Here is a 25,903-nt window from a genome sequence, read left to right on the forward strand (position 1 = left end):
AAAAAACATAAAATGATACTCTTACAAGCACAAGGCGGAAGCGGAATGTTTTCGATAATCATGATGGTCGGAATGATTGCAGTATTCTATTTCTTCATGATTCGCCCACAACAGAAAAAAGCACAAGACCAAAAGAAAATGGTTGAAGACCTGAAAGAAGGTGATGAAATTGTAACTTTTGGCGGAATGCACGGAAAAGTAGTTTCAAAAGACGAAACCACTGTTACGATTTCGGCAGGTGGTGGTGCCAGATTAACGTTTGAAAAATCGTCAATTGCACGAAAAAAATAGTTTAGTGCCTGCACTCAGACCGTACAAGGAATATAACCCACAGGTTTTGAGTAAAATAGCTGTACACGAATCTTGAATCGTATGAATTTTAAAACATTAGTCTTGTGTTTTTTAGCAGCTTTTATTTTCTGGTTGCTAAATGCCCTGAATAAATCAGGTTATACAACCAAGATAAACTACCCTCTGGAAATAAAGTATAACGATTCTCTGTATGTTCCAACCACAGCTTTACCTAAAACCATCAAGGTGAGCCTGTCGAGTACAGGTTGGAATTTGCTAAAAGATAATTTGTTGTTCAATGCAACACCACTGGAGTATGAAGTAGAAGACCCCATGAGCGTTAGCCAGTTAAGCACAACCGTGCTGATGGAAAAACTTTCAGCAAAGTTTACTAACTCCAAAATAAATTACATTGTAACAGATACTTTCGCTTTAAATTTTGAAAGAAAATATAAAAAAAGAGTACTGTTAAAAGTAGATAGCCTAGGCGTTGACCTCGAGAAAAACTATGTTATTGCAAGCCTGATAAATATAAGTCCGGCCGAGGTCGTAGTAGAAGGGCCAGCTTCAGTGATAGACAAGTATCAGGATACTTTCTTGCTGAAAATACCAGTTAAGAATCTGGCTGTTAACTTTGATGATAAAGTTATAATTCCTTTTCCAAAAAATTCGCTGGTAAAAGTCAATACCGAAAAGGCATCAGTAAGTTTTGAAGTAGCCGAATTGTTAAAATAACCCATTGGTTATTGCTAATAAATTTTCTATTTTTAAGGAACGGTTAAGCGTTTTAATCGTTCCTTAATTATCAAATATCCCTCAAGAAATGCCATCAGAAACCGCTCGTCGTTCGCAGGCTACGCCTTTAAAAGATGCCATTGAAGCATTTCTGAAAACTTTCAACCTTAAATCGAAGTTTAATGAAACCTATCTGGTTGCCTTCTGGGAACGTATGATGGGTAAAGCCATTGCTTCACGTACAACCGAAATCTACGTTAAAAACCGCACCCTTTACCTCCGTATAGATTCTTCTCCACTTCGTCAGGAGCTTTTCATGGCTAAAAGTAAGCTCATAAACTTAATTAATAAAGATGTAGGCGAGTCAGTTATTGACGACGTTATCTTTTTATAGTGCTTTTCTGAATTTTTTTAGCGCATATTTGTTAATTTGCCTATACTGCATACCAAAATAGATTAACATTACCCATTGCTATGAAAAAGAAAAGTTTACTTGTCGAAACCGAACGGAATCGTCAGGATTTAGGCTTTGGTGCCAAACTAACCGACCGACGTAAAAGACTCCTGAAATCAAATGGTGAATTTAATGTAAAGCGTATAGGGCAGTCTTTCGAAGCCTGGCTCAATATATATAATCGTTTTATCATGATGAGCTGGAAAGTATTCTTCCTCATCGTGCTGTTGGTTTATTTACTGCTAAATCTGCTGTTTGCGCTTACTTATTATTTTATAGGCGTTGAACACCTCGTTGGAGCTAACATGACCAATACTCACTCACAGTTCTGGGATGCGTTCTTTTTCAGTGCGCAGTCGCTTACTACGGTAGGGTATGGGCGTATTTCGCCCGATGGATTTGCTGCCAGTTGGGTAGCTGGTATAGAATCGTTGGTGGGGCTTATGATGTTTGCAATTGTAACAGGCTTGCTCTATGGCCGTTTTTCTAGGCCCAACCCGCGTATATTGTTCAGTAAGAATGTCCTGATTGCTCCTTACCTCGATACAAACGCCCTGATGTTCAGAATGGTTAACGAAAGAGGTAACCAACTCATTAATATGGATGTAAGCATAGTGTTTTCGAAAATTGAAGAGCGTGATGGCGTAAGTAATCGCCGGTATTATGGGCTGTCGCTCGAACGGTCAAAAGTGAATTTCTTCCCTACAAGCTGGACAATCGTTCATCCTATTACCGAAGATAGCCCGTTTTATAACGAAACACCTACTTCATTGGCTGCTTGCGATGCCGAAGTCCTGATTGCTATTCAGGGGGTAGATGATACCTTCGCTGATTCTATCTATGTGCGGCATTCGTATATTTGCGATGAAATTATATGGGGAGCAAAGTTTACGTCTATGGTTGAAGATGACGAAGAAGAAAGTTACGTACTTGATTTAAGAAAAATAAGCGACTACGTGCAGGCAGATTTGAATTACTAAATAAAATTATCAGTATAAATTAATTAACCTTGAAATCATTAGTTTATCCTCCGGCATTAAAAAAAGGTGATACAGTAGCTATTGTGGCGATGGCAAGTAAGCTCGATGTGAGCGACCTGAAATCGGCTATTAAATTAATGGAAAACGAATGGGGAGTAAAAGTAATAATAGGGGAGTCGGTTAGCGCAAGCTACTATGGTTTTGCCGGAACTGACGACATCCGCGCGGCTGATTTTCAGAAAGCCCTTAATAACCCCGATGTAAAAGCTATATTCTCGGCACGGGGTGGTTATGGGAGTTCTCGGATAATCGATAAAATAGACTTTACCGCTTTCAGACAAAACCCTAAGTGGATAGTAGGCTTTTCGGATATTACGGTCGTGCACAGCCATGTGCAGTCGTTAGGTTTTCAGAGCCTGCATGCACCAATGCCCAAAACCTTTAAAAGAGATGCGTTTTCGGTAGAAACCCTTTACGCTTTTCTTTTTGGTAAAAGTGTTAATTATCAGGTAAAACCCAATGAACGCAACCGTATGGGTACAGCAAATGGGAGAATTACGGGCGGGAATTTGTGCCTTCTGGCTCATGTTATTGGCTCGGAGTCAGACATTAACTGGGACGGAGCCATTCTTTTTATTGAAGATGTTGGGGAATATTTATATAATATCGACCGGATGCTTATTCAGTTAAAAAGGGCAGGCAAACTTAAAAACCTTAGTGGATTAGTAATAGGCTCGTTTACAGATAGTAAAGAAAATGATGAGCCTTTTGGTAAAAGTATTCATGAAATTGTGGCTGAGCATACAGCCGAATATAGTTATCCTGTTTGTTATGATTTTCCAGTCGGACACGACGCCATCAACTGGTCGATGGCCTGTGGCAGAATGGCTAGTCTGGTTGTAGGTAATGAAGAGGTAAAGTTAGAATTTGAAAATTTTATTGCTTAAATTAGCCCATATATTCATTATTATTTAAACACAAACCCATGAAAATACTCTCTGAAATTCTGATAGGTCTGGTAGCTTTAGAGCATATCTATATACTTTATCTTGAAATGTTTGCTTGGACAACCCGAGGTCCTAAGGTATTTAAGACTTTCCCGAAAGAGTTGTTTCCTAAGACCGTTTCTTTAGCAGCAAATCAGGGGCTTTATAATGGGTTTTTAGCAGCAGGGCTCATCTGGTCTTTATTCATTACTGATGTGGCATGGAGCAAAAATATAGCCTTTTTCTTTCTCGGTTGTGTAATAGTGGCAGGTATTTACGGAGCCATGTCGGCTAGTAAAAGAATTTTTGTAGTGCAGGCAGTTCCGGCTATATTGGCTCTTATAATAACGTTGCTGGCCTGATATATACTGCTAATTCGTTTTTTGTAGCATATTGGATAAATAAAATACACCTCACAAAGCATCTCTTTATTAATCTGCAAATTCTGAATAATTTTCTATATTTGTATAACAGTATGCTTGCATACTTATTTGAAATGAGTATTCTTGAAAACATAGAAAATACAATAGCGTTTTTGTCGGATGATTTGGCACAATTGCAAGACCCATTCTACATTATTGGAAGTTCAGCATTGGTGTTAGCAGGAATCCCTCTTTCTATTGCCAACGATATTGACCTCCTTACCTCTGAAAGAGATGCCGCTTTTCTGAAAAAACTATGGCATAAACATATTCAGGAAAGTTATTTTCCTGAGGGAGATGATAAGTTCAGGTCAAATTTTGGCAGATTCCGCCTGAATGAAGCAATTGTAGAAGTAATGGGCCATTTAGAGGTGTTCAACGAGGGTTTCTGGCAAAAACTTGAAGTGAAAGAAACAAAAGAAATAGCAATCAGTAAGCTGATTATCCAGATTCCTACGTTAAAAGAACAATACAGGATATTACATCTTTTTGGCAGAACAAAAGACCTTGCAAAAGCAGATAAAATAGTAGAAGCCTATAATTCAACCTTATATAATGGAAATTAACTACAAAATTGAAAACAATGTGGCGGTACTCAGTTGGAACATGACTACCTCACCCATGAATGTCCTGAACGATATTTCTATTCCTGAATTTGAATCACATTTACAGAAGGCCTACGCCGACCCCGAAGTCAAAGGAATTATTATTACGTCTGAAAAGAATGAATTCATTGCAGGTGCCGACGTAAAAATGCTTTTGCAGAATAACGATAAAGACCCCTCTGAAACATATAAATTTTCTCTTGAATTCAATAAGATATTCCGTCTGCTTGAAACCTGTGGCAAGCCTGTGGTTGCAGCCATTAACGGAACAGCCTTAGGCGGAGGGTATGAGGTATGTCTGGCTTGCCATTACCGTATTGCCCTTGACAACCCCAAAGCGCAAATTGGTTTACCCGAAGTACAGCTCGGTCTATTGCCCGGCGGTGGGGGTACCCAGCGTTTACCACGGCTCATAGGCATGGAAGCCGCCTTGATGCTGATGGTTGAAGGCAAGCGTGTAAGTCCGAAAGAAGCACTTGGCTACGGTATGGTGAACGATTTGGCCACTACCAGAGAAGAAATGATGGAAAAGGCTATGAAATGGGTATTGGCTAACCCTAAAGCAATACAACCGTGGGATGAGTTCGACAAAAAAACAGGAGCTATTAAAGCTCGTGAAAATTATAAGGTGCCAGGCGGCAATGTGCAGTCGCCTACGGGTGCGCGCACATTTGCAGGAGGTACAGCTATGGTAATGGACAAAACCAAAGGGAATTATCCGGCACCAATCGAGATACTATCTTGTGTGTATGAAGGCTTGCAGGTAAACATGGATAGGGCCATTCCTGTCGAAGTAAGGCATTTTGTAAAAGTAGCTACCTCAAAAGAAGCCAAAAACCTGATAGGTGTTATGTTTCTGGGTAAAAATGAGGCAGATAAAGGCGCAAGCCGCCCTAAGAATATCCCTAAGACAGAGGTAAAGAAACTGGGTATTCTGGGGGCTGGTTTTATGGGTTCTGGTATTGCGTATGTTTCGGCTATGGCAGGTATTGAAGTAATATTGAAAGATGTGAGTGTAGAAAGTGCCGAGAAAGGAAAGGATTATGCCAGAAGTCTGGTGCAAAAAGGTATTGAACGAGGCAAAACTACCCCCGAAAAAGGAGAACAACTGTTATCTTTCATCAAAACAACTGATAACACACAAGACCTGAATCGTTGTGATTTAATTATTGAAGCTGTTTTTGAAAACCGTGAACTAAAAGCCACCGTTACCAAAGAAGCCGAGCCGATGCTGGCAGAAGGCGGTGTGTTTGGGTCGAATACTTCAACCTTGCCTATTACGGGTTTGGCGAAGGCTTCGGCAAAGCCTGAAAACTTTATCGGAATTCATTTCTTTTCCCCAGTCGATAAAATGATGCTCGTTGAACTGATTCGTGGCAAAGAAACTTCTGATTATGCGGTAGCTCTGGCAGTTGATTATGTGAAAAAAATCAGAAAAACGCCTATTGTCGTGAACGATTCAAGAGGTTTTTATACCTCGCGTTGCTTTGGCACCTACACCACCGAAGGCATAGCATTGTTAAAAGACGGCGTTGACCCCGTGCTTATTGAAAACGCGGGCAAAAATGCAGGAATGCCCGTGGGTGCATTAGCGGTTTCTGACGAAGTAGCACTTGATTTGGCTTTGAAAATCTCAAAGCAGGCCATTGCAGACGGCGCGTTGAGCGAGGAAGACGCAAGCTATCAGGCAACCAGACTAATGGTTGAAGATTTGGGACGCTTAGGTAAAAAGAATAAAAAAGGCTTCTATGAATACCCTGCCGATGGTAAAAAATATTTGTGGGAAGGCTTATCGACCTATTTCCCTGTGGCTGATACACAACCAGAGGTAGAAGAAGTAAAAAAACGCTTATTGTACAGACAAGTAGTTGAAGCCATCAGATGTATGGATGAAGGCGTGCTTTTTACTAAATTAGATGGCAATATAGGCTCAATTTTAGCATGGGGTTTTCCGGCTTATGCAGGCGGAACACTCAATTTTCCTGATTTTGTGGGTAAAGAAATCTTTTTAACAGAATGCGACCGTCTGGCCGATACATACGGCGAAAGGTTCAGGCTTACACCTCAACAAAAAGAATTAGTAAAAACTTTATAAACGCTTGGAGGCGAATAGAATAAATGTCGGAAAAACGTTGGGCATATAAAACACTCCCTGAAAAGGAAATAGCAGAATCTTTATCGAAAGAATTAAGCATAGAGCGCACACTCGCCAATATGCTTGTGCAGAGAGGAATACACAGTTTTGAAGAGGCTAAGCAGTTTTTCAGGCCACAACTAGAACATCTGCACGACCCTTTTCTGATGGCCGACATGAGTAATGCCGTTAGCCGTATAGAAGAAGCCATAAGCCAGAATCAAAAAATAATGATATATGGTGACTACGACGTTGACGGTACTACCGCTGTGGCATTAGTGTATGGCTTTTTGTGTACTTTTTATAAAAATCTGGAATATTATAATCCTGACCGTTACACAGAAGGATACGGTGTTTCGATACAGGGTATTGAATGGGCCGCCGAACAGGGGGTATCGTTAATAATATGTCTGGATTGCGGCATTAAAGCACAGGATAAAGTAAAAATAGCGAAAGAACAATACCAGATAGATTTTATTATCTGCGACCACCATGAGCCAGACGAGTATTTGCCCGAAGCCTCGGCAGTACTTGACCCTAAACGCAAAGATTGTGGTTATCCTTACAAAGAACTCACAGGCAACGGCGTTGGTTTTAAACTCTTGCAGGCATATTGTATAAAAAATCAGGTACCCCTCGAAAACCTCTACGATTTTATTGATTTGTGCGTAGTTAGTATTGCTTCAGACATTGTGCCTATTACTGGCGAAAACAGAATTCTGGCTTACTATGGTTTAAAGAAACTCAATGAGAACCCTCGTATCGGGTTAAAAGCCCTCAAAGAAGTGGCTGGTTATAACAGTAACATGAGTATCGAAAACGTAGTTTTTATATTAGGGCCGCGTATCAATGCAGCGGGCCGTATTAAACACGCCAAAGATTCGGTCAGGCTGTTGTTATCAGATAACTATGAAGAAGCACTTGAGTTTGCACACGAAATCCAGAAACATAACCTTGAACGTCGAGGGCACGACACCCGCATGACGGAAGAGGCATTGAGCATGATAGCCAACGACGATTGGCTGGTTAATAAAGCCAAAAGTACGGTGCTTTACAGAGAAGACTGGCATAAGGGCGTAATAGGAATTGTAGCTAGCCGTTGTATCGAAAAGTACTATCGACCTACCATTATTTTTACCAAAGCAAAAGAGCAGGTAGCAGCGGGTTCGGCAAGGTCAGTATCAGGCTTCGATTTATATGCAGCTATTGAAGAATGTTCGCATTTGCTTGAGCAGTTTGGCGGCCACAAGCACGCCGCCGGTATGACACTTAGTATTGATAACCTTCTGCCTTTTCAGAAGGAGTTCGACCGAATTGTTTCCAAATATATTACTGACGAACAACTGACACCTGTTATAAGTATTGATTTGAAAATCAGGCTAGCTGATATCTCTCCGAAATTTTACAGGATTATCAACCAGATGGCTCCCTTTGGCCCTGACAATATGCAACCTGTTTTTGCTACCGAAAACCTTTCTCTGAAATATACTCCGCGGGTAATGAAAGAAAAACACCTTCGCCTCGAATTATTCGAGGAAGAAACCGGAGCTATATTTACGGCCGTAGGTTTCGGAATGGCAGAAGAACATTTTCCTAAACTCATAGAAAACAAGTATTTCAAAGTGGCTTATCAGATTGATGAAAACACATTCAACAATAAAACCACGCTTCAACTCATGTTGAAAGACATCAAGTATTAAACCATGGAGGCTACACCTGTATCAGCGTGTAGCCTTTACTTTATCAGGCAAGCGTCTGTAAATGATTATTACTTGTGTTGGCTGGTAAATTACGCTGAGCTTGTTCCAGATGCCTCTGGTCATGAGCAATCATAAACTGAAAAGTATCTCCCAGTTTTAGCTTTATCCATTTGGTAAGCGAAATAGGAACCCTGATTTTATCCAAATCAACCTCTTGCGCCTGTTGCAGATACCGCAACAGAGTTTCCTGCTGTTCAATAAATTCGGCTATTACAGCATGAGCGTCCAGATTTACGGCCGGAATATGGCCTTTAAATGCCTTATATTTTTTGGTGTTGGTGGGCAGCATCATTCTGGTAAAATAAGCTCCTAGCCAGCTACTTCTAAAACCGGTATTTGACGATACCTCCACATAGTTTGCCAGTGCTTTTTCAATCTGAGGTAAATAATAACGGCCGTAGCTATTCAGGTGCTCAATACATTGGGCAATACTCCAGCCACCATTACTGGCCGTTTGTAATAAAATATGGTTAGGTTGGTTCTGGAAATTACTGATACTTAATTGCAGATGTGTTTCGACCTGACTTTCCAGCTTTGCCAGTAAAGTTTTTTTATCTGTTCTGTGCATTTTAATTGTGTTATTATGCCGCAAAGTTGGCCCACCGTGGCAAGAAAAATATTGGTATTTACCAACATTTTAAACAATATGCCCAAACCCGAATTTATATCTTGAGCTTATTAATGAGTTTGCTGAAATTGGTGGCATCAATTCCCAGATAATTTGCCAGATATTTGTGTGGCACTAACTGTAAAATGTGTGGGCTACGCTTAAGTAATTGCAGAAAACGCTCTTCTGATGAATAGCATTGTAGTTCAACCAGCCGTGTAAGTACGCCTGACAGCACTTGTGCAATACCCTGCCTAAGCAATAGCTCGATACCCGTGTTATGCGCCATCTGTTTTTGAAAATCATAGTATGAAGCCCTTAAAAAGACCGACGGCGTGAGGGTCTCATAAAAATATTTTGAAGGCTGCTGCAATATAAACGAATCAATTACCCCTCCGAACGATGGATTGTACGTAAATACCAATGTTGCTTCCCGGCCTTGTTCATCAAAATAATATACTCTTTGCACACCCTCGGCTACAAAATACAGATACCGCTCAGTGTCGTCAATGGTAGTAATAATTTCCTTTCGCTTTGCCGAAAAAATTTTCCAGATACCCGCAAAGTTTTCCCAATCATTCTCACTAAAGGGGGCAATAGCAGTAACAAGCTGTCTGAGTTGTAAAAGAGCATCGGTCATATCTGAAAGTACGATGTTTGGCAATTAAAGGTAAATCTGCCAAAGATAATGATAAGTTGAGCATCATAATCTGGCAATAGTTTAATATAGTTGTCTATTTTGTAAAAAAATAAAAACCGTATACAACCTTTCTGTTAGTATTCTTACACTTTATAATAAAGTTGCTCTAAAAAATTATCCATGACCGAAACTGAACTAGTTGCTGCTTGCTTACAAAATAACAGAGTTGCCCAGCGGACACTTTACGACCGCTACAAGCGAGCTATGTATACGCTTGCTTATCGGCTAACTGGAGATTTTGATGATGCCAACGATGTATTGCAGGATGCTTTTCTGGATATTTTCAGAAAACTGGAAACTTACAGGGCAGAGGCAACACTAGGGGCATGGATAAAAACAATTGTAGTAAGAAAAGCCTATCAGAAGCTACAAAAGCCAAAGCAATGGGAATTGATTGAAGAAATTACAGAAGATAGCATGATTGACTGGGGTAGTGCCATTGATGCAGAGTATCTGGAAAAAGCTATTCAGTCGTTGCCAGAGGGTTTCAGAATGGTATTTATTCTGATAGAAGTTGAAGGGTATTCGCATAAAGAAACTGCCGAGATATTGGGTATTTCGGAAGGAACTTCAAAGTCGCAGCTTTTTCATGCAAAAAAGAAATTAAGGGGTATTCTAAATTATTAAAGCTATGTATCATTTACCAGAATATGAACCTTCGGAAGAAATCTGGAAGAATATTGAAGCCAGACTGAACGATGATACCCTGCAAAAAGCTATCAGCCAGTTGCCAGCGTATGAGCCTGATGAAAAAAACTGGGATGGCATCATAGCTCAGTTAACGGTGGTTCAGCCAAAATCACGCATGGGCGCATGGCTTGCAATTGCAGTAGCGGCCTCTGTAATATTAGTAGCAGGCATCCTGTTCTTTTATGTTTCGATTCCTGATAACGTTCGCTATTCAGAGGAAAAAATTGATGATAACCTCTTGCTCCGACCTGCCGACGATAGCCAGAAACAATACGAAATGCTGATGGCCTATTGTAAACAGCAAACCTATGTGTGCCAGAATCAGGAATTTGAACGCCTTAAAACCGAACTCGAAGAATTAAATACCGCTAGTAATGAGCTTAAATCGGCCATAGGTAACTACAATACCGAACCCGAACTGATAGAACAACTTACTTCAATAGAGCAACAGAAATCAGATATAATCAGAAAAATGGTTACTAAAATCTAAAAATATCCACAAGTCAATGAAAAAAAACTATGACATACCCAAACTGACGTACCTGCTTTTCCTGCTGCTGGGCAGCCAGCTTACTTTTGCCCAAACCACACTTCAGGTAGTTACAAAAAATATTGAAAAAAAATTTACGGGTAGTACCTCACTGAAAGTAGATGCCGATAAAGCCGATATTGAAATAATAACATGGGATAAAGACGAAATCAAAGTGAACATGGAACTGATTTCAAAACACCCCGACCGCGCTGTTGCCAAAGCAGACCTTGAAGTAATGAAGTATGTAGCCGATAAACTGGAAAAAGAGGTTGTATTGCGTAATTATTTGCTTATCCAGAAAGGAACCCAGAAACCTGTTTCAAATTTTAAGGCAAAATATCTGATTTATATGCCCGAAAATCTTGAAGTTACTGTTCTTAATAACTTTGGTAAGGTGTTTATTCAGGGAAAATACGCTCAGTTAAATGTTAAATCGGAATTCTGCATACTCGATTTACAAAAGACCGATGCTAATCTAAAACTGGATGCTTACTACGGCGAATTACATAGCAAAAACCTTACAGGGGTGATTACTATCAAATCAGAACGGTCAGAGTTATTTTTTCAGCACTTGGGTGGTACAAATAAAATTAATGCACAATATGGCAAAGTAGAGATTGAATCGGTAGCCAATCTGAAAGCGTTGAGCATTAATGCCAGTAAGGCGGAAATTAGCCTTAAAGTGCCTTTACAGAATTATGGCTTTAGCATAGTGTCGAAATATGGTAAAGTATTAGTGCCAGAGAGCTTTAACTGGATTCAAAACAACAGCAATACCAAGTCTGTGACTTATAATCTTTCGGCTGCTACAAAAATCAGTATCCAAAATTCTTTCGGAAACATTTCAATCAACTAGTAAAACCACAAACCGATGAAAAAACTTATTATTTTATTGATAACACTTTTACCTATAATAGTAGTAGGGCAGACCGATAGTGTTAAAGTGAGCTTTTCGGAAGAAAGCGTAACAAAATTTGAAAAAACAACCCTTATTGATGAGTACGAAAAAGCCTTTGGTAATAACAGAGTTGTAAAAAGTGCATTCAGAATAGGCCCGGCTAATGCAAATATGCAAGCTAATATTGAAACTTTACGCAGCATATACCCATTCGTTTACTTCGCAAAAAGTTTCACGCCGATATTTGAATTTGAACAGAAAATAGGCATAGATAAATCGTTTATTGTGAGTTATGTAGGTCGAAATACCCGCAAAAGCGTGATGACCGAAAATATCTTTACGCTGGAAACAAGATGGTATTACGAAATGAAAAAAAGAGTAGCAGAAGGCAGGCAAAAGCCTAACATAACCGGCAAATACCTGAGCTTGAAGGCTTTAGTTAATCTGTATGATTATATCTCATATTCAAGTATTATACTATTTAAACCACAAACGTTTTTCTTCCGACCTACTTCAAGTTATAGCGTGAACTGGGGCTGGCAATTTGGCAATAACGTTAACTTTGGTTTTTCGGCAGGGCTATTACATGGCAATAAAGCTGGCATTGACCAAGAAAATGGCTGGCTTAACGAAAAACAGTCTAACAAAAAAGATATTTCATGGTTCATTTCCTCAAACGCCAGAGCCGGCCTCGGCTTATACTTGCCCATGAAAAAGAAAATTGCCAATAATACTTGTGATTTCCTGCAATGTAACTATGAGGTTAACCAACTATTGAAAGTAAATCTGGCTAATGCTTTTTATCTGGACAAATACCAGCAGCAAGTAAAACTTGATGTTGCGTATGAAAGAAAAATAGGGCATTCTCCGTTATCGGTTAATTCAAATATAACGGGTACGTTCTCGAATTATACTACCTATACACAAACAGGGATGAGCCTTGACACCACCTATAACAGCAATGGCGATATCCAATCAATTATTTCTTATGTTACCTACAAGCCTGATTTAAAAGGTAGACAAACCTATGTTGCTAAACTTGAAGAACAGCTACGCTATTACATAGGCATGAACAAACGTGTTGCAAGAGGGCAGTCGGCCAGTAACTTGAACGGCTTCTATGTAGGCCTAACAGGTAGTTATCAGGTTGCAAGTGCTCTATCAACTTTTATCGATTTTGACGGGATAAGAGAAGTCAATGGGAGCGAAAAACAAATAAATGTAGGTTTAATGCTGGGGTATCAGGTACAAACCAATCGTAAATCATTTATTGATGTAAGTACCAGCATTCTCAGACAAAAAATAATAACTCCTGTTCCTAGGCCCGGTTTGTTAAATACAATTCTTGACTTTTCGTTGAAACTTGGTTTTGCCAGATAATGGTTGCTTAATTGGGTGTGTTTTATTACAGAGCTTCATATTTAATAAATATTAACAAGATTTCTGCAAAAAAGGCGTTAGTTTTGCAAAAAATGGGCGAAACAGAAAGCAATGATTTTACGTACAGAAAATCTGATCAAAAAATACGGACAACGCTTAGTTAATAATAATGTAAGTTATCAGGTAGAGCAAGGTGAAATTGTAGGGCTACTTGGCCCTAATGGTGCAGGTAAAACAACCTCGTTTTACATGGCTACTGGTCTGGTAAAGCCAAACAGCGGTAAAGTCTGGCTCGACAATCTTGACATTACTTCACTACCTATGTATAAACGTGCCAAACTAGGGGTTGGGTATCTGGCACAAGAACCGTCTATTTTCCGACAATTAAGTGTAGAGGAAAACATTATGGGAGTGTTAGAACTAGCAAAACCCCAAATGACTAAAGCCGAGCGTAGAGAAAAAACAGAATCGTTACTTGAGGAATTTAGCCTGACACATGTCAGAAAAAACAAAGGTATTGTATGTTCGGGAGGGGAGCGTCGTCGTACAGAAATAGCTCGTGCTTTGGCAGTTGACCCTAAGTTTATTTTATTAGATGAACCCTTTGCCGGAGTAGACCCTATTGCCGTAGAAGAAATCCAGCATATTGTGTACAAACTCAAACACCGTAATATTGGTATTCTTATTACTGACCACAACGTAAACGAGACCTTATCTATCACCGACAGAGCGTATCTGCTATTTGAAGGTAAAATTTTGCGTCAGGGTACAGCTGAAGATTTGGCCAGTGACGAACTCGTAAGAAAGGTTTATCTGGGGCAGCATTTTGAGTTGAAACGTAAAGTATAAATATATCTTAAATACATGTTATTGTTTTTATAACAGGTAGTCTGAATACTATTAATAAGTTTTGTTACAGCTCGGTTACACATGTAATCGGGCTGTTTTTGTTTACTTTATTGCCTGATAACCATTTCTCAAATTTTAACACTTACACCAGTCGATTTTTTTCAGGGCTTGACTTTCTACTATCTCTTTAAATTTCATTATTAAAATTTAAAGTTTTGTAGAGGCTCAAAAGGGACCCGAATTTCCCATTCAGAAGTTTATAACCTTAACAGTCTGTTTCGCTATTCTCAAAGTTCTGCATTTTGATTGCTAAGTCTCAGAATTTTGTATATATTAAATCTATTTCTAAATACCATTCAAGCAACCATTGTAGCATATTCATATTTTTATTGTCTTAGTAATATGTGGCTTTCCTGTTACATCTACTCACTTAGTTTCCTGAAAACCAGAAGGCTGAAGTAGGTTTTTCTAATAACTAGCTAACTTGATGGTAGCATTGCTATCAAGGAGTAATTTTATTGGTAAAATCTAAAGCAAAATCGAACTTATAAGGCGGTTCTGTGCTTCATAGTAATAACATTATGATACGACTTACTTCAAACACAAAGCAGTAATTATAACTTTATTTAATATGCAATTTCCCCCATATATTTCAAAAAAGCATCTTCCTTTATTGGGTCATCGGAAAACCTGATATAATTTTGGGCATCATCAATGTTACAAAATCCTGAAAGTGCATCTAAAATATTCCCTATTTTACTTTCATTATCTTCATTAATCTCAGAATCATAAAGATTTATATATCTTAAAAGTTCGTAAATATCTTTTCTATTCAACCCATTTTTATTTAAAAAATATAAAACATCTTTTTGTTGTGTTTGTGAATCTGAAAAGAGATTTTCTTTGATATAAATGTTGTAACAATTATAATGCTCTATTATTCTTTCGGGTATGTTATTGGTATCCATTGTAGTGAATTTATCAGTGATTGATAAGTTACATTGAACTTGTTTAAGATTATCATAGGGAGAAAATAGATTTTCAAGAAATAGGTAATTTCGTTTTGCGAAGCAAAGTGTCTAAATCAAATGAGCATCCGCTTCGGAGGTCCGATTAAACAAAGATAGAATTAAAAATTATATATTACCATACCTAAGTCAAGGTAAAAGAGGTAGAAATCTAACAAAAGACAAACGGATTAGTGTTGTTTTATCTATTTTTCATCGGTTAAAAATCGGTTGTCAATGGAGAGAATTACCCTTAGAGAAGTATTTTAATGAACAATATGGTTATAAATCTGTATATTTTAGTAAGTGATGTAAAGACGGTTCCTAAGAAAAGATTTGTGTAGACTTATTACATAATTATTGACATTATTTGGACCTATCAAAGGCTTTACATCCGGTTTGTCTCAATATAATTGGCATGGCTGTATGCTTTGTGAGAAAGATATATCATAAAATAAAATGTTAGACACGTTTATACAATAAACCAGCGCGAATATTTGATGAAATAATATAAATATTTTTGGGGTTTTTCTACAATTTACCAAAATTCTAACGTTAATTGTATCGTCGAACACCTATTAAAAACATCTCATCATCCATGAAATCTCCCTTTCGTTGTCTTAAGCCTACCACTCTGGGTTTATGGAATATCATTCTTTTTTCAGTACTGACTCTGGGTACAACAATTTACATCTCAAGCTGTTCTAAACTAAATGAGGTCGGAATTTCGGCCCGAAATTTTGAGGATGAAATTCAACAGGCACAAAATCTGGTTTTTACCTTTGATAAAGACCTTGTAGGAGAAAAAGATTTAGATAACTGGGTAGCCGTAGAATATATAAAAATTGAACCTAAAGTTGAAGGGGTGTTCAAATGGGCTGCAACAAACGAACTGGTTTTTTCACCAACCAACGGTTTTCGCCCTGCTACTGATTATAAAGCTGTTTTGAGCAAGCCTTTACTTGGCAAAACTCTTACCAAAAACTATTCGCTCGATGATGAAACAATAAAATTTCATACGCCTTACCTTCAACCTAATAAAGTAGAAAGCTATTGGATGAAAGGCGCCGATGGAAAACCACTGGCTAAAGTAAAAATTGACTTTAATTATCCGGTTCAGAAAACCAACCTTGAAAATCTGGTAAAACTCCAGATTGGCGATGCCAGCAAAAACTTTAGTGTAAGCAATACCGGTAATGACAACAAAATTGTTTTAAGCCTGCCCGATGCCCCCTCATCAAAAGAAGAAAGCACTCTTACGGCAACTGTTGATAAAGGCATAAAAATGTCGGGTGGTGGGGCAAGCACACAACAAACCTATACACTAGAGGGTGTGGTGCCATCGCCCTATGAAGTAAAAATTGTAGATATTGAAACAGGTTACGAAAATAATCAGGGTTTTGTAAAAGTTATTACTACCCAACAAATAGCCGACACCAAACTTAAAGATAGCTATACCATTGAACCTGCTGTTGAAACACAAACAGAATTAACCGAAAACGGCTTTATTATTAAAGGTTATTTCAGTACAACAGAGGCTTATACACTAACTATCAAAAATAACCTGAGAGGAACACTCGGTGCTAAAATGGATGGTGATTATACCAAAGATTTATTCTTTGGCGAAATGCCAGCCAACCTTGAATTTGCCAATAAAAAAAGTATATACCTGTCGTCGAAAGGGAGCCGTAATATCGGAGTCAGAATTACGAACATACCTAAGGTAAAAGCAAAAATAGTTAAAATCTACGAGAATAACATTTTGTCTTTCTTGCGCAACAATCGTTATGAAGATTATAATTATACCGACGAAGGCAGTACACCTAACGGATTTGTGTATAGTGGCGATGACCGTGGCTTTTATAGCGATGTTATTCTTGACCGTACTATTGAAACAGGAAATTTGCCGCAGGTGCATGGCACTTCAATCATGAATATGCCTTTACCTGACCAGAGTAAACTAAAGGGCGTTTATCTGGTAAGTCTTAACTCGAACGATGAATATTATTACAATACCAGCAAACTGGTGTCTGTGTCAGACCTCGGAATTATCACCAAAAAATCGGACGATGGCAATGCCGTAATGGTTTTTGTTAACTCAATTATTGATACTCAGGCACTTTCGGGTATAGAGGTAAATCTCATAAGTACCAATAATCAGTTAATTGCCACACAAAAAACTGATAGTAAAGGCATAGTAATTTTTGATAAATTACTCGAAAAAGCTCCTAATTTTCAGGTAGCAATGGTTACTGCCCGTACCGATAGTGACTTTAATTACATGTTACTGGAAGATACACGGGTAGAAACTTCCCGATTTGAGGTGGAGGGTAAACGCGCAAATGCCAGTGGCTATGATGCTTTTGTGTATGGCGACCGCGACATTTATCGCCCTGGCGAAACTATCAATTTCAATACGGTTGTCAGGGACAGCAAATGGGCATCGGCCGAAAATATTCCACTTAAAATTAAAATCCTGTTGCCTAATGGTCGTGAGTTTAAGTCGTTCCTGAAAAGTACCAATGCGCAAGGGGCCATTGATACCAGTATCCCGCTCGACCGTGCCGCTGTTACAGGTAATTACAGTATAGAAGTCTACAACGGTAACGATGTGCTGCTAACCTCGAAATCTATCAGTATAGAAGAGTTTATGCCCGACAGAATTAAAGTAGACTTATCGGCAAAAGACACTTATCGTTCGGGTGAAACCGTGTCGATGCAGGCTGTGGCAACAAATCTTTTTGGCCCTCCTGCTTCAAACCGAAACTATGAGATGGAGTTCAGCCTGAAACGTAAGGCTTTTACGGCCAAAGGCTTTGAAAACTATTCTTTCGACATCCAGAACGATACAAAATTTAATAATGATTTAAGACAAGGCGTTACCAATGAAAATGGCATAGGCTTGCAGAGTTTTCAGATTCCGGCTACTTATAAAGATATGGGTGTGTTGGAAGGCAAGGTATTCGTAACAGTTTTTGATGAAACTGGGCGGCCACTTAACCGTATGAAACGCTTTGATGTTTTTACACAGGAAACATTCTTTGGAGTTGGGCTTTCAGATTATTATGTAGGCACACACGTGCCGCTAAGTATTCCGCTGGTAGCCTTGAGTACAGCCGGTAAGCCAGAAAATAATGCCCGTGCGGTGGTAGATGTGTATCGTATAGAGTATCAGACAGTTGTAGAAAAAAATAACGGCACTATCAAGTATAATTCCAAGCGTTTAGAAAAACTGGTGCAGTCAAAAGAAGTAAGTTTTGCCGCAGGAAAATCAAATATCAGGTTTATTCCACAGGTTTCAGGCACTTACGAGGTGCGTATTTATAGCCCTGGCGCGCAAAGCTATGCTTCTCAGGGTTTTTATGCGTATGGCTATGGTAGTACGTCGAACAGTTCGTTTGAAGTAAGCAACGAGGGGCAGGTATTAATGGAAGCAGACAAAGAAAAATATAATGTAGGAGATAAAGCAAAAATTCTCTTGAAAACACCCTTTGCTGGCAAAATGCTTGTAACAGTTGAAAAAAATAAAGTTCTGGAGCATTTTTATATAGAGACCGATAAAAAATCGGCAGAAGTAGAGGTGAAAATCACAGAAGATATGCTGCCTAATGCTTATATAACGGCAACGCTCATCAGGCCGATGAAAGGAATAGATATGCCTTTAACAGTAGCGCATGGTTTCGCCTCTTTAAAAGTTGAGAAAGCCAGTAACCTGCTGCCTGTTCAGATTATAGCTGCCAAAGAGTCACGCTCGAAACGTAAACAAAAAATTACTATCAAGAGCAAAGCTAATAGCGAGCTAACCGTAGCGGTGGTTGATGAAGGTATTTTACAGATTAAAAATTTTAAAACACCTGATATTTATAATTATTTTTATCAGAAACAGGCTTTAGAAGTAAGTAGTCATGATTTATATCAGTTTTTGTTTCCTGAATTATCGTTGGCCAGCAATAGTAGTATAGGAGGTGATGGGTACAACCTTGAAAAAAGAGTAAACCCCCTAAGCAACGGGCGTACTAAACTGGTTGCTATCTGGAGCGGTATACTGAAAACTGGCTCAAATGGCGAAGCACAGTTTGAGTTTGATATTCCGCAGTTTTCGGGCGATTTACGAATCATGGCCGTAGCTTACAATGATGAAGCCTTTGGGTCGGCTAATGCCAATATGAAGGTAAAAGACCCTCTTGTAATAAGCACTGGTGCGCCAAGATTCCTCAGCCCCGACGACGAGGTAATTGTACCGGTAACAATCACGAATACAACCCAAAGTAATACAAACGTAAGTGCTTCAGTTCAACTGGCAGGCGGGTTGTCTTTACAAAGCCAGAATAACCAGTCGCTTAATATTCCGGCAGGTAAAGAAATCAGAACGACCTTTACCATAAAAGCTCCGGCAGCCATTGGGGCGGGCAGTATGACAGTAACAGTGAATGGTTTTAAAGAGAAATTCTCAGAAAGTACCGACCTCACCATCAGGCCAAGTACCTCTTTATTGAAAAGTGCCTATTCAGGTACAGTTCTGGCTGGCCGCAGCGAGGTGCTTAATCTGGGTAATACATATATGGCAAGCTCGGCACAGGCCAGTTTATTAGTAAGCCGCTCTCCAATGGTTCAGTTTGCCAAAGAACTCGACTACCTGTTGGGGTATCCTCATGGGTGTATCGAACAAACCGTAGCGAAGGCATTTCCTCAGCTATATTTTGCCGACTTTACGAAAACAATTGCTTCCAAGTCGAAATCAATAGGACTGAAAGGCGAAAACGACTGGAACCCACAATTTAATGTGCAGTCGGCTATTCGTAAAATAGAAAGTATGCAGTTAGCCAGTGGTGGGCTAAGTTATTGGCAGGGCATGGATACCGAAAGCTGGTGGGGTACGGCCTTTGCAGCACATTTTTTACTGGAAGCTAAAAAGGCCGACTATGAAATTAATGAAGAAAGTCTGAACAGAATGCTCGATTACCTTACCAACATGACATCGACTCAGGTAACTACCGAAACAGAGTATGTCTATGAAGAAACAGGTAGCTATACCGGACGGAAGATTGCCAGAAGAGAAGTGATTTATTCTTTATACACACTTGCGCTGGCAGGTAGAGCCAACCAGCCTGTGATGAATTATTTTAAAGAAAATAGCAATTTATTAACAACTGATATTCGTTATATGCTTGGAGCCACTTTTGCACAGATTGGCGACGAAGCAAGTTACAAACAGTTAGTGCCGCAGGATTACACCGTTGAGAATACAGTAAAAGAAACCGGAGGTAGTTTTTCGTCGCCTATTCGTAATCTGGCTATTTCGTTGAATAGCCTCGTAGAAAGTGACCCACAAAGTTTGCAGATTCCGAAATTGGCAAGAACCTTATCGACATTGCTTAAAAACACGCCTTATCTATCAACGCAGGAGTCGGTATTCAGTTTTCTGGCATTAGGTAAGATAGCCAAACGTAATGGAGAATCGAATGTGACAGCCGTTCTGACAAGCGATAACAAAACATTGGCTAATTTTACAGGTACTGACTTATCAATTAATAAAGGTATAGCCGGAAAAACCATTAATATTAGTGCGAAAGGTAAAGGAAGCCTTTACTATTTTGCGCAACAGGAGGGCTTAAGCGCCACAGGTAATTACACAGAAGAAGATAACTTCCTGAAAGTACGTCGTCAGTTTTATACCCGTACGGGCCAGCCACTTTCGGTAAATCAGTTTAAACAAAACCAATTAGTTGTGGTAAAGATAAGTGTAAGCGGAACCATACCAATAAAAAATGTAGTAGTAACAGATATGTTGCCGGCGGCCTTTGAAATTGAAAACCCACGCCTCAATGAAGACCGTGAAATGACTTGGATAAAAAATGCGTCGGTGCCACAGCATTTTGATATTCGTGACGATAGAATTAATTTCTATACCGATGCCGACACCGCAGAACGAAGTTTCTATTATCTGGTACGCGTAGTGTCAAGAGGGAAATTTATTATTGGCCCCGCTGCTGCCGATGCCATGTATAACGGCGAGTATAAAAGTTATAACGGTGGGGGCAAAGTAGTTGTAGAATAGAATAGTATTGCAAAAAATACCTGAGGTATATACGTCTCTGTGATTTTTTTGTAATTTAGGGGGAGTTTATAAAACTGTTTTAATTTAAATCAAACATACCTAAACAATTTAAGCTATGGCAAATCCGGCTTTTTCTGAAAAAACGTTCACCAAGCTAGACATCACACATGATGAAAATGGCGTAATGACCGTACCAACCACACTTAATAAAGTGGGTATTTTATTATTTATTCTTTTAGCATCGTCTGCAGTATCATGGATAGGCATGGAAAAACAGTGGAGTATTGCGGGCGCATTAATTCCGGCTGGTCTTATCGGAGGCTTTCTATGCGTTTTAGTACTGGTATTTAAAAAAGAATGGGCGCCTCAGCTGGCCCCAACTTATGCCTTGTTAGAAGGGCTGGCAATTGGTGCTATTTCGTTTATATTTCATGAAATAGCCTTGCTGGCAGCAGGTTTAACTATTGGTGTTGTGCTTGTGATGTGGTTTTTATACAAAACTAAAATTCTTCAGGCAACACAAGGCTTTATTTTTGGACTAACAGCCGCTACCGGAGCCATTTTCCTTATTTATATGGCAACTTGGATTCTCGGAATGTTCGGTATTAATATGCCTTATATTCATGATGCGGGTCTGATAGGCATTGGCTTCTCATTGGTAGTTGTTACCATAGCCGCCCTGAACCTTATTATTGATTTTCATCTGATTGAGCAAGGTGCAGCTATGCGCGCTCCTAAATATATGGAGTGGTATGCAGCTTTTGGATTAATGGTAACCATTATCTGGTTATATCTTGAAATTCTGAAATTATTGGCAAAACTAGCTCGTAGATAATACCTGTGAGCATAATAAACACATAAACCTGACCGTAACAGTCAGGTTTATGTGTTTATGCACCTGACAAACAAGAAAAAAGCCTATATAAATAGCATATAGACTTTATTGAAATTTACCCCAAACTAAATTTATAGCCATTCAGCAATTGTGTGTTTCAGTTCATCTTCAGTTGATGCCGTAACATTTACTAATTCAAATCTACGGGTACCCTTAAATGCTTTCCATCGCCATTCGAGTTGACTAATTGTAGTGGTTTCACCATCACTAAACCACCAAGCTGTATATAATTTATCTTGTTTGTTTTCTAGTATACCTGTGTAAATATGATATTGCCCCACTGATTCTTCTTTAATTTTTTTGAACTCATAACCACTACCTGTCCAACAGACAACGGGGCTGTGGTCGCTCGAATAAAAATCTGGGATTGGTTTGAGATATACCAAAGCTTTAGCATTTTTTAATTGTGTAATACCAGTAGATAGTAATTTAGTCTGATACCCCGCCTTATTTCTGAGTTGAATTGAGCCGACGTTAATACGTTTTTCTGTGTCTGAAAAAAATACAACCAGATAAACAGAAATCATTAATACCAAAGTATTAACCAACCAGTGTAAATGCCTTTTGTTATCTGCTGTTATGTATAACTGTCTATTGGAGTGTTTCTGCCTTTTGATTACGAACTTTGTTAGTGCTATTACAGGTAGCCAGACATACAATAGCAGGCATATTAGGCCAATAACTTCGTGCATGATATGGTCGGGTAAAATTTTGAAAACAATCAATATAATAATCCGGCATAGATTACTGAATATATTCAGCAAAAATGTAAATGATAATATCAGTATCTGCCAGTAGAATGCCAGTTTCTTCTGAAATAAATTCTGATAATAGGTCATCAGAAAAATACTTAGTAAAAACGAAAAACCTATCATCTGTAAGCCGGTACAGGCAGCATCTACCAGAAAATCGTTGCCGTTGATTAAAACTACGTTTCCCTGTATTTCTATCGGGAAATTCATAGCCTTAAGCAATTGCCCACTAATTTTACTCAACCATATACGAATAGGAAATGTAAAGGTTTCGGCAGCATACCTGAATAAAGGTGATATTAACAAAAGCGTCACTAGAACTAAGCCACTTACCTTTCCTACCAGACTTTCATAGCAAAATAGCAAAGCAAAAACCAGTAGTATGTATCTGATTGAAGAGGCCGGTATATAAAATGCCAGTATGGCTACTACCAACGTCGGAAACAAAAAACGATAGCTTCGGTTGTCTGAAAAGCCTGTTTTTATCATATAAAATAAAAGCCCTATACCTATCAGAAAAACACTATCGCCTAAAAAATAGCCTTTATACGCCTGAAAACTGAATAAAGCCAGATATATCAAAATAAATGATATAACAGTACGGATATTTTTAATACTATTAAGGGTAATCATTAACAGGGCTTTTTTAGAACAAAAAATACGATGATGACTCCCAATGCTATTATTAATACCCATTCATGAGGTTCTGGTACAGACCCCGACGCATTAAGAGAGGCATTTGCCAGAGCGATGTCTGTCTTCTTAATCTCAAAACGATTATAGTCGTCCTGAGTTTCTAATACAATCAGGCTTGAAACCGGAGTTACTATATTGGCTTTTGCAGCCTCATCAATTAGCTTTGGGGTCAGGAAATCCTGCTGGAAATATTTTACCCCGATTTGCTGCATAATATCGTTATAGGCATATAGGCGTAGCAGGTGGTCTGGAGCATCGGTTTTTCCGGCATTGCTTGTGCTATCTTCCCTGATTTGCATACCAGCAGTTTCAATGCTTACAACAGGAGCCTTATTGGCTTTTATATAAAATATTTTTTTGTTTTTCAGTTGGTCAATATCTTGCCAGTCTACCATAATTACACTCATTTCTTTTAAAGTTTTCAGGTAGGGGCTAAGTTCATCATTCAGGCATATTGTCTGAATAGCTCCATTAGAAGTATTCATGTTTCGAATAGCTTTGGCAAAGTTGCTATCTTTTAAATCTTCAAGTATAGGCCCTTGATAATTGCCTTTTGTGATAAATAAGCTACGTGTGGGGTCGGGTATTTGGTAAAGCGGGAAAAGGCTGAACTGGTTTTGTTTTAATTCCTTAAATAATTTGTATCGATTGCTCTCATTCAGTTTCACGAGCGCATTATTCCAGACCCATATTTCTTTATTTTTAAAAGTCTCGCATACATCATTAAATTCTGTTCTGCTCCATTCTTTATTGATATCAAGGAATACTTTGTCAGGATTAAAATTAATTTTGGGTCTGTTCAGTTTTTCCAGTACATAACTTTTTCCATCGAAGCTGAATGCTTTTTTCGACAATTCTGGGGTGTTAAAACTCAGTTGCCAGTAAGGTGTATAGCTACCTTTGTGTTCAATGGCATTGTTGTCATTACTAGACCACGGAGCCGATAATTCATCAATTTTTGAGGTAAAATTAATTTTTACTATTTCGTCTGCATTTTGAGCGTCGGGGCCTTTAAAGTAAATGTTTTCATAAATCAGCCGGCCATTCTTTTCTTTAAGCGGAGACGTAAAACCAATTTTAAAGTGTCGGGGGTTAGTATTAGAACAAGGAAAAACCCTGACGCTTATGCTATTGCCCTCCTGCCAGTATACCACCGAGGGGTCACGACTTTCACGGCCTACAATAGTATTATAAGCATTTTGCGCTTTACTTTTGGTTGTTAAATAGGCTTTTTCTTCTTTACCGTTGACCCACAACGAAAGCGATGAAACCACTGAGCCTTCTGGTAAATAAAAAGTGTAAATGGCCTCAGATTGTCCAAAAGTAAAGGGAGCAACAATGGTTAAGTTTTTTTCAGTATAAGCTATTCGGTATTCAGGATAAATACGGGCCTGTGTTATTACAGCACTGGTTTGCAGGTGTGTTCCGCTCCGTAGTCTTATCTGGCTTTCATGGCGTATATCCTGGAGCATGTTTAAAATCTTCATTTTTTCTTCATAGCTAATTATGACATCTTTATAAAAAAAAGAAGCTAGTAAGACTAATGGGTCATGCAATCGTTTCTCAAAATTATTTGTGAGCGTAAAAACATCAAAGTTTCCTTTAAAGGTAGTATACACCAAATCGCTTTTCAGTATTTTTTCAGTAATCCATGTATTTTCTACTTTCTCCGCAACTGCCAGCCACGTAGGGATTTCAGCCGTTTTTGAGGTAAAAGATTCTTGATAAATTGTGCGGATTTTCTCTTGTATAAATATCCATTGGCTAATAAAAACAATGGTAAGGACGAAAGGCGTAATCAGGCCGAATAAAAATGCAGGCTTATAGGAATGCCAATATTTTATGAGCAGTTTGACGTGAGCAATGAGTAACAATAAAGGAATAAAGGTGTGGAAAGAAAGGCCAAGAATAATAATGCCCAGAAAACTAAAAGGATATAGCCATAGTGTATGCGCAGTAAAATAAAACCATAGTACAGTAGAGGCACCCAGCATAGTAAAAAGTATTTCCTGAAAAAACTTGGGCAACAAATTATTGAAATGAAAAAGAATATTTGCTGCCGCTGAAAGGCAAAGAGCAACACTTAGCCAGTCGGTTGATTCCTGAAAAATACCTACCGAGCGGTTTAGAGTAAAGCAACTAACTACCCATATTTGCCAAGCAAGCAACCGATACGATAACTGCTCGGAGGGTTGCTTCTTCCAGAATACTCTCATTCTGGAATCATACAATAGAACGACTACATAAAAAATGCTAATCATTTGTGTCAGCAGAGATGGTAGGATATCTTGATTTTGCCATTTTTCGCTGAAATGGAAAAAGGCCAGACAGATAAGTAAACTTACAAGCCCCAGTATGTATGTACCACTTACGTTCAGGTTTTTCCAGTGAAGTGAATTTGAGTGAATTTTTTTTTCAGAGATATAGTCAACAGTATTCATAATAAATGTATATTTAAAAGTACTTTGTTTT

The 25,903-nt window shown here is 38.7% G+C and carries 21 protein-coding genes; 16 read left to right on the top strand and 5 right to left on the bottom strand.

Going from position 1 to position 25,903, the window contains the following annotated elements:
- The first annotated feature begins 12 nt into the window (after nucleotides 1–12).
- The 9 genes from yajC to recJ all read left to right on the top strand — a co-directional run bounded on the left by yajC (nucleotide 13) and on the right by recJ (nucleotide 8,307).
- Entirely contained in the window at nucleotides 13–291 is a 279-nt protein-coding gene (yajC, locus tag WAA15_RS17355; protein WP_337044082.1) for a preprotein translocase subunit YajC, read from the top strand.
- An 81-nt stretch (nucleotides 292–372) separates the two neighbouring features.
- Nucleotides 373–1,026: a hypothetical protein gene (locus tag WAA15_RS17360; protein ID WP_337044083.1), complete on the top strand. Its 654-nt coding sequence runs from the start codon at nucleotides 373–375 to the stop codon at nucleotides 1,024–1,026.
- Nucleotides 1,027–1,114: 88 nt separating this feature from the next.
- Nucleotides 1,115–1,420 carry a DUF721 domain-containing protein gene (locus WAA15_RS17365; RefSeq protein WP_337044084.1) on the top strand — a complete coding sequence of 102 codons (306 nt, stop codon included), beginning with the start codon at nucleotides 1,115–1,117 and terminating at the stop codon, nucleotides 1,418–1,420.
- Nucleotides 1,421–1,500: 80 nt separating this feature from the next.
- The gene (locus WAA15_RS17370) at nucleotides 1,501–2,460 is read left to right on the top strand and encodes an ion channel (RefSeq protein ID WP_337044085.1); all 960 of its coding nucleotides are present in this window, start codon (nucleotides 1,501–1,503) and stop codon (nucleotides 2,458–2,460) included.
- A gap of 29 nt (nucleotides 2,461–2,489) precedes the next feature.
- Entirely contained in the window at nucleotides 2,490–3,407 is a 918-nt protein-coding gene (locus WAA15_RS17375) for a S66 peptidase family protein (protein WP_337044086.1), read from the top strand.
- Between the two features lie 38 nt (nucleotides 3,408–3,445).
- Complete coding sequence (locus WAA15_RS17380; RefSeq protein ID WP_337044087.1) at nucleotides 3,446–3,808, top strand: DUF1304 domain-containing protein; 363 nt, start codon at nucleotides 3,446–3,448, stop codon at nucleotides 3,806–3,808.
- A 113-nt stretch (nucleotides 3,809–3,921) separates the two neighbouring features.
- A complete protein-coding gene (locus WAA15_RS17385; RefSeq protein WP_337044088.1) occupies nucleotides 3,922–4,434 on the top strand; it encodes a hypothetical protein in 513 nt (170 codons plus the stop codon).
- A complete protein-coding gene (locus WAA15_RS17390; RefSeq protein ID WP_337044089.1) occupies nucleotides 4,424–6,568 on the top strand; it encodes a 3-hydroxyacyl-CoA dehydrogenase NAD-binding domain-containing protein in 2,145 nt (714 codons plus the stop codon). The genes WAA15_RS17385 and WAA15_RS17390 overlap by 11 nt, the downstream gene beginning before the upstream one ends.
- 23 nt (nucleotides 6,569–6,591) lie before the next feature.
- Nucleotides 6,592–8,307, top strand: coding sequence for a single-stranded-DNA-specific exonuclease RecJ (gene recJ / locus WAA15_RS17395; protein ID WP_337044090.1), 1,716 nt, complete (start codon nucleotides 6,592–6,594; stop codon nucleotides 8,305–8,307).
- 43 nt (nucleotides 8,308–8,350) lie between these two features.
- Here the strand turns inward: recJ and WAA15_RS17400 are convergent, their stop codons facing one another.
- Complete coding sequence (locus WAA15_RS17400; RefSeq protein ID WP_337044091.1) at nucleotides 8,351–8,935, bottom strand: DinB family protein; 585 nt, start codon at nucleotides 8,933–8,935, stop codon at nucleotides 8,351–8,353.
- A gap of 94 nt (nucleotides 8,936–9,029) precedes the next feature.
- Entirely contained in the window at nucleotides 9,030–9,614 is a 585-nt protein-coding gene (locus WAA15_RS17405) for a Crp/Fnr family transcriptional regulator (RefSeq protein WP_337044092.1), read from the bottom strand.
- A gap of 180 nt (nucleotides 9,615–9,794) precedes the next feature.
- On the opposite strand from WAA15_RS17405, the gene WAA15_RS17410 reads away from it, so the two are divergent.
- The 5 genes from WAA15_RS17410 (at nucleotide 9,795) to lptB (ending at nucleotide 14,023) form a co-directional block, all read left to right on the top strand.
- Complete coding sequence (locus WAA15_RS17410; protein WP_337044093.1) at nucleotides 9,795–10,301, top strand: RNA polymerase sigma factor; 507 nt, start codon at nucleotides 9,795–9,797, stop codon at nucleotides 10,299–10,301.
- Nucleotides 10,302–10,305: 4 nt separating this feature from the next.
- Nucleotides 10,306–10,854, top strand: coding sequence for a hypothetical protein (locus WAA15_RS17415; protein ID WP_337044094.1), 549 nt, complete (start codon nucleotides 10,306–10,308; stop codon nucleotides 10,852–10,854).
- 16 nt (nucleotides 10,855–10,870) lie between these two features.
- Nucleotides 10,871–11,752, top strand: coding sequence for a DUF4097 family beta strand repeat-containing protein (locus WAA15_RS17420; protein ID WP_337044095.1), 882 nt, complete (start codon nucleotides 10,871–10,873; stop codon nucleotides 11,750–11,752).
- A 15-nt stretch (nucleotides 11,753–11,767) separates the two neighbouring features.
- Nucleotides 11,768–13,174, top strand: coding sequence for a hypothetical protein (locus WAA15_RS17425; RefSeq protein WP_337044096.1), 1,407 nt, complete (start codon nucleotides 11,768–11,770; stop codon nucleotides 13,172–13,174).
- Between the two features lie 111 nt (nucleotides 13,175–13,285).
- Nucleotides 13,286–14,023 (top strand): LPS export ABC transporter ATP-binding protein, encoded by a 738-nt coding sequence (gene lptB / locus WAA15_RS17430; protein ID WP_337044097.1) that lies wholly within the window; start codon nucleotides 13,286–13,288, stop codon nucleotides 14,021–14,023.
- 626 nt (nucleotides 14,024–14,649) lie between these two features.
- Here the strand turns inward: lptB and WAA15_RS17435 are convergent.
- The gene (locus WAA15_RS17435; protein ID WP_337044098.1) at nucleotides 14,650–14,991 is read right to left on the bottom strand and encodes a hypothetical protein; all 342 of its coding nucleotides are present in this window, start codon (nucleotides 14,989–14,991) and stop codon (nucleotides 14,650–14,652) included.
- Nucleotides 14,992–15,628: 637 nt separating this feature from the next.
- On the opposite strand from WAA15_RS17435, the gene WAA15_RS17440 reads away from it, so the two are divergent.
- Together WAA15_RS17440 and WAA15_RS17445 are read left to right on the top strand one after the other, a co-directional pair.
- A complete protein-coding gene (locus WAA15_RS17440) occupies nucleotides 15,629–21,088 on the top strand; it encodes an alpha-2-macroglobulin family protein (RefSeq protein WP_337044099.1) in 5,460 nt (1,819 codons plus the stop codon).
- Between the two features lie 115 nt (nucleotides 21,089–21,203).
- Nucleotides 21,204–21,923 (top strand): Bax inhibitor-1/YccA family protein, encoded by a 720-nt coding sequence (locus WAA15_RS17445; RefSeq protein WP_337044100.1) that lies wholly within the window; start codon nucleotides 21,204–21,206, stop codon nucleotides 21,921–21,923.
- 131 nt (nucleotides 21,924–22,054) lie between these two features.
- Here WAA15_RS17445 and xrtN read toward each other — a convergent pair whose 3' ends face one another.
- The gene (xrtN, locus tag WAA15_RS17450; RefSeq protein WP_337044101.1) at nucleotides 22,055–23,368 is read right to left on the bottom strand and encodes an exosortase N; all 1,314 of its coding nucleotides are present in this window, start codon (nucleotides 23,366–23,368) and stop codon (nucleotides 22,055–22,057) included.
- The gene (locus tag WAA15_RS17455; protein ID WP_337044102.1) at nucleotides 23,368–25,872 is read right to left on the bottom strand and encodes an XrtN system VIT domain-containing protein; all 2,505 of its coding nucleotides are present in this window, start codon (nucleotides 25,870–25,872) and stop codon (nucleotides 23,368–23,370) included. Before WAA15_RS17455 ends, xrtN begins: the two co-directional genes overlap by 1 nt.
- Between the last annotated feature and the right edge of the window lie 31 nt (nucleotides 25,873–25,903).

It is taken from the genome of Emticicia sp. 17c, from assembly GCF_037153985.1.
GTDB lineage: Bacteria > Bacteroidota > Bacteroidia > Cytophagales > Spirosomataceae > Emticicia.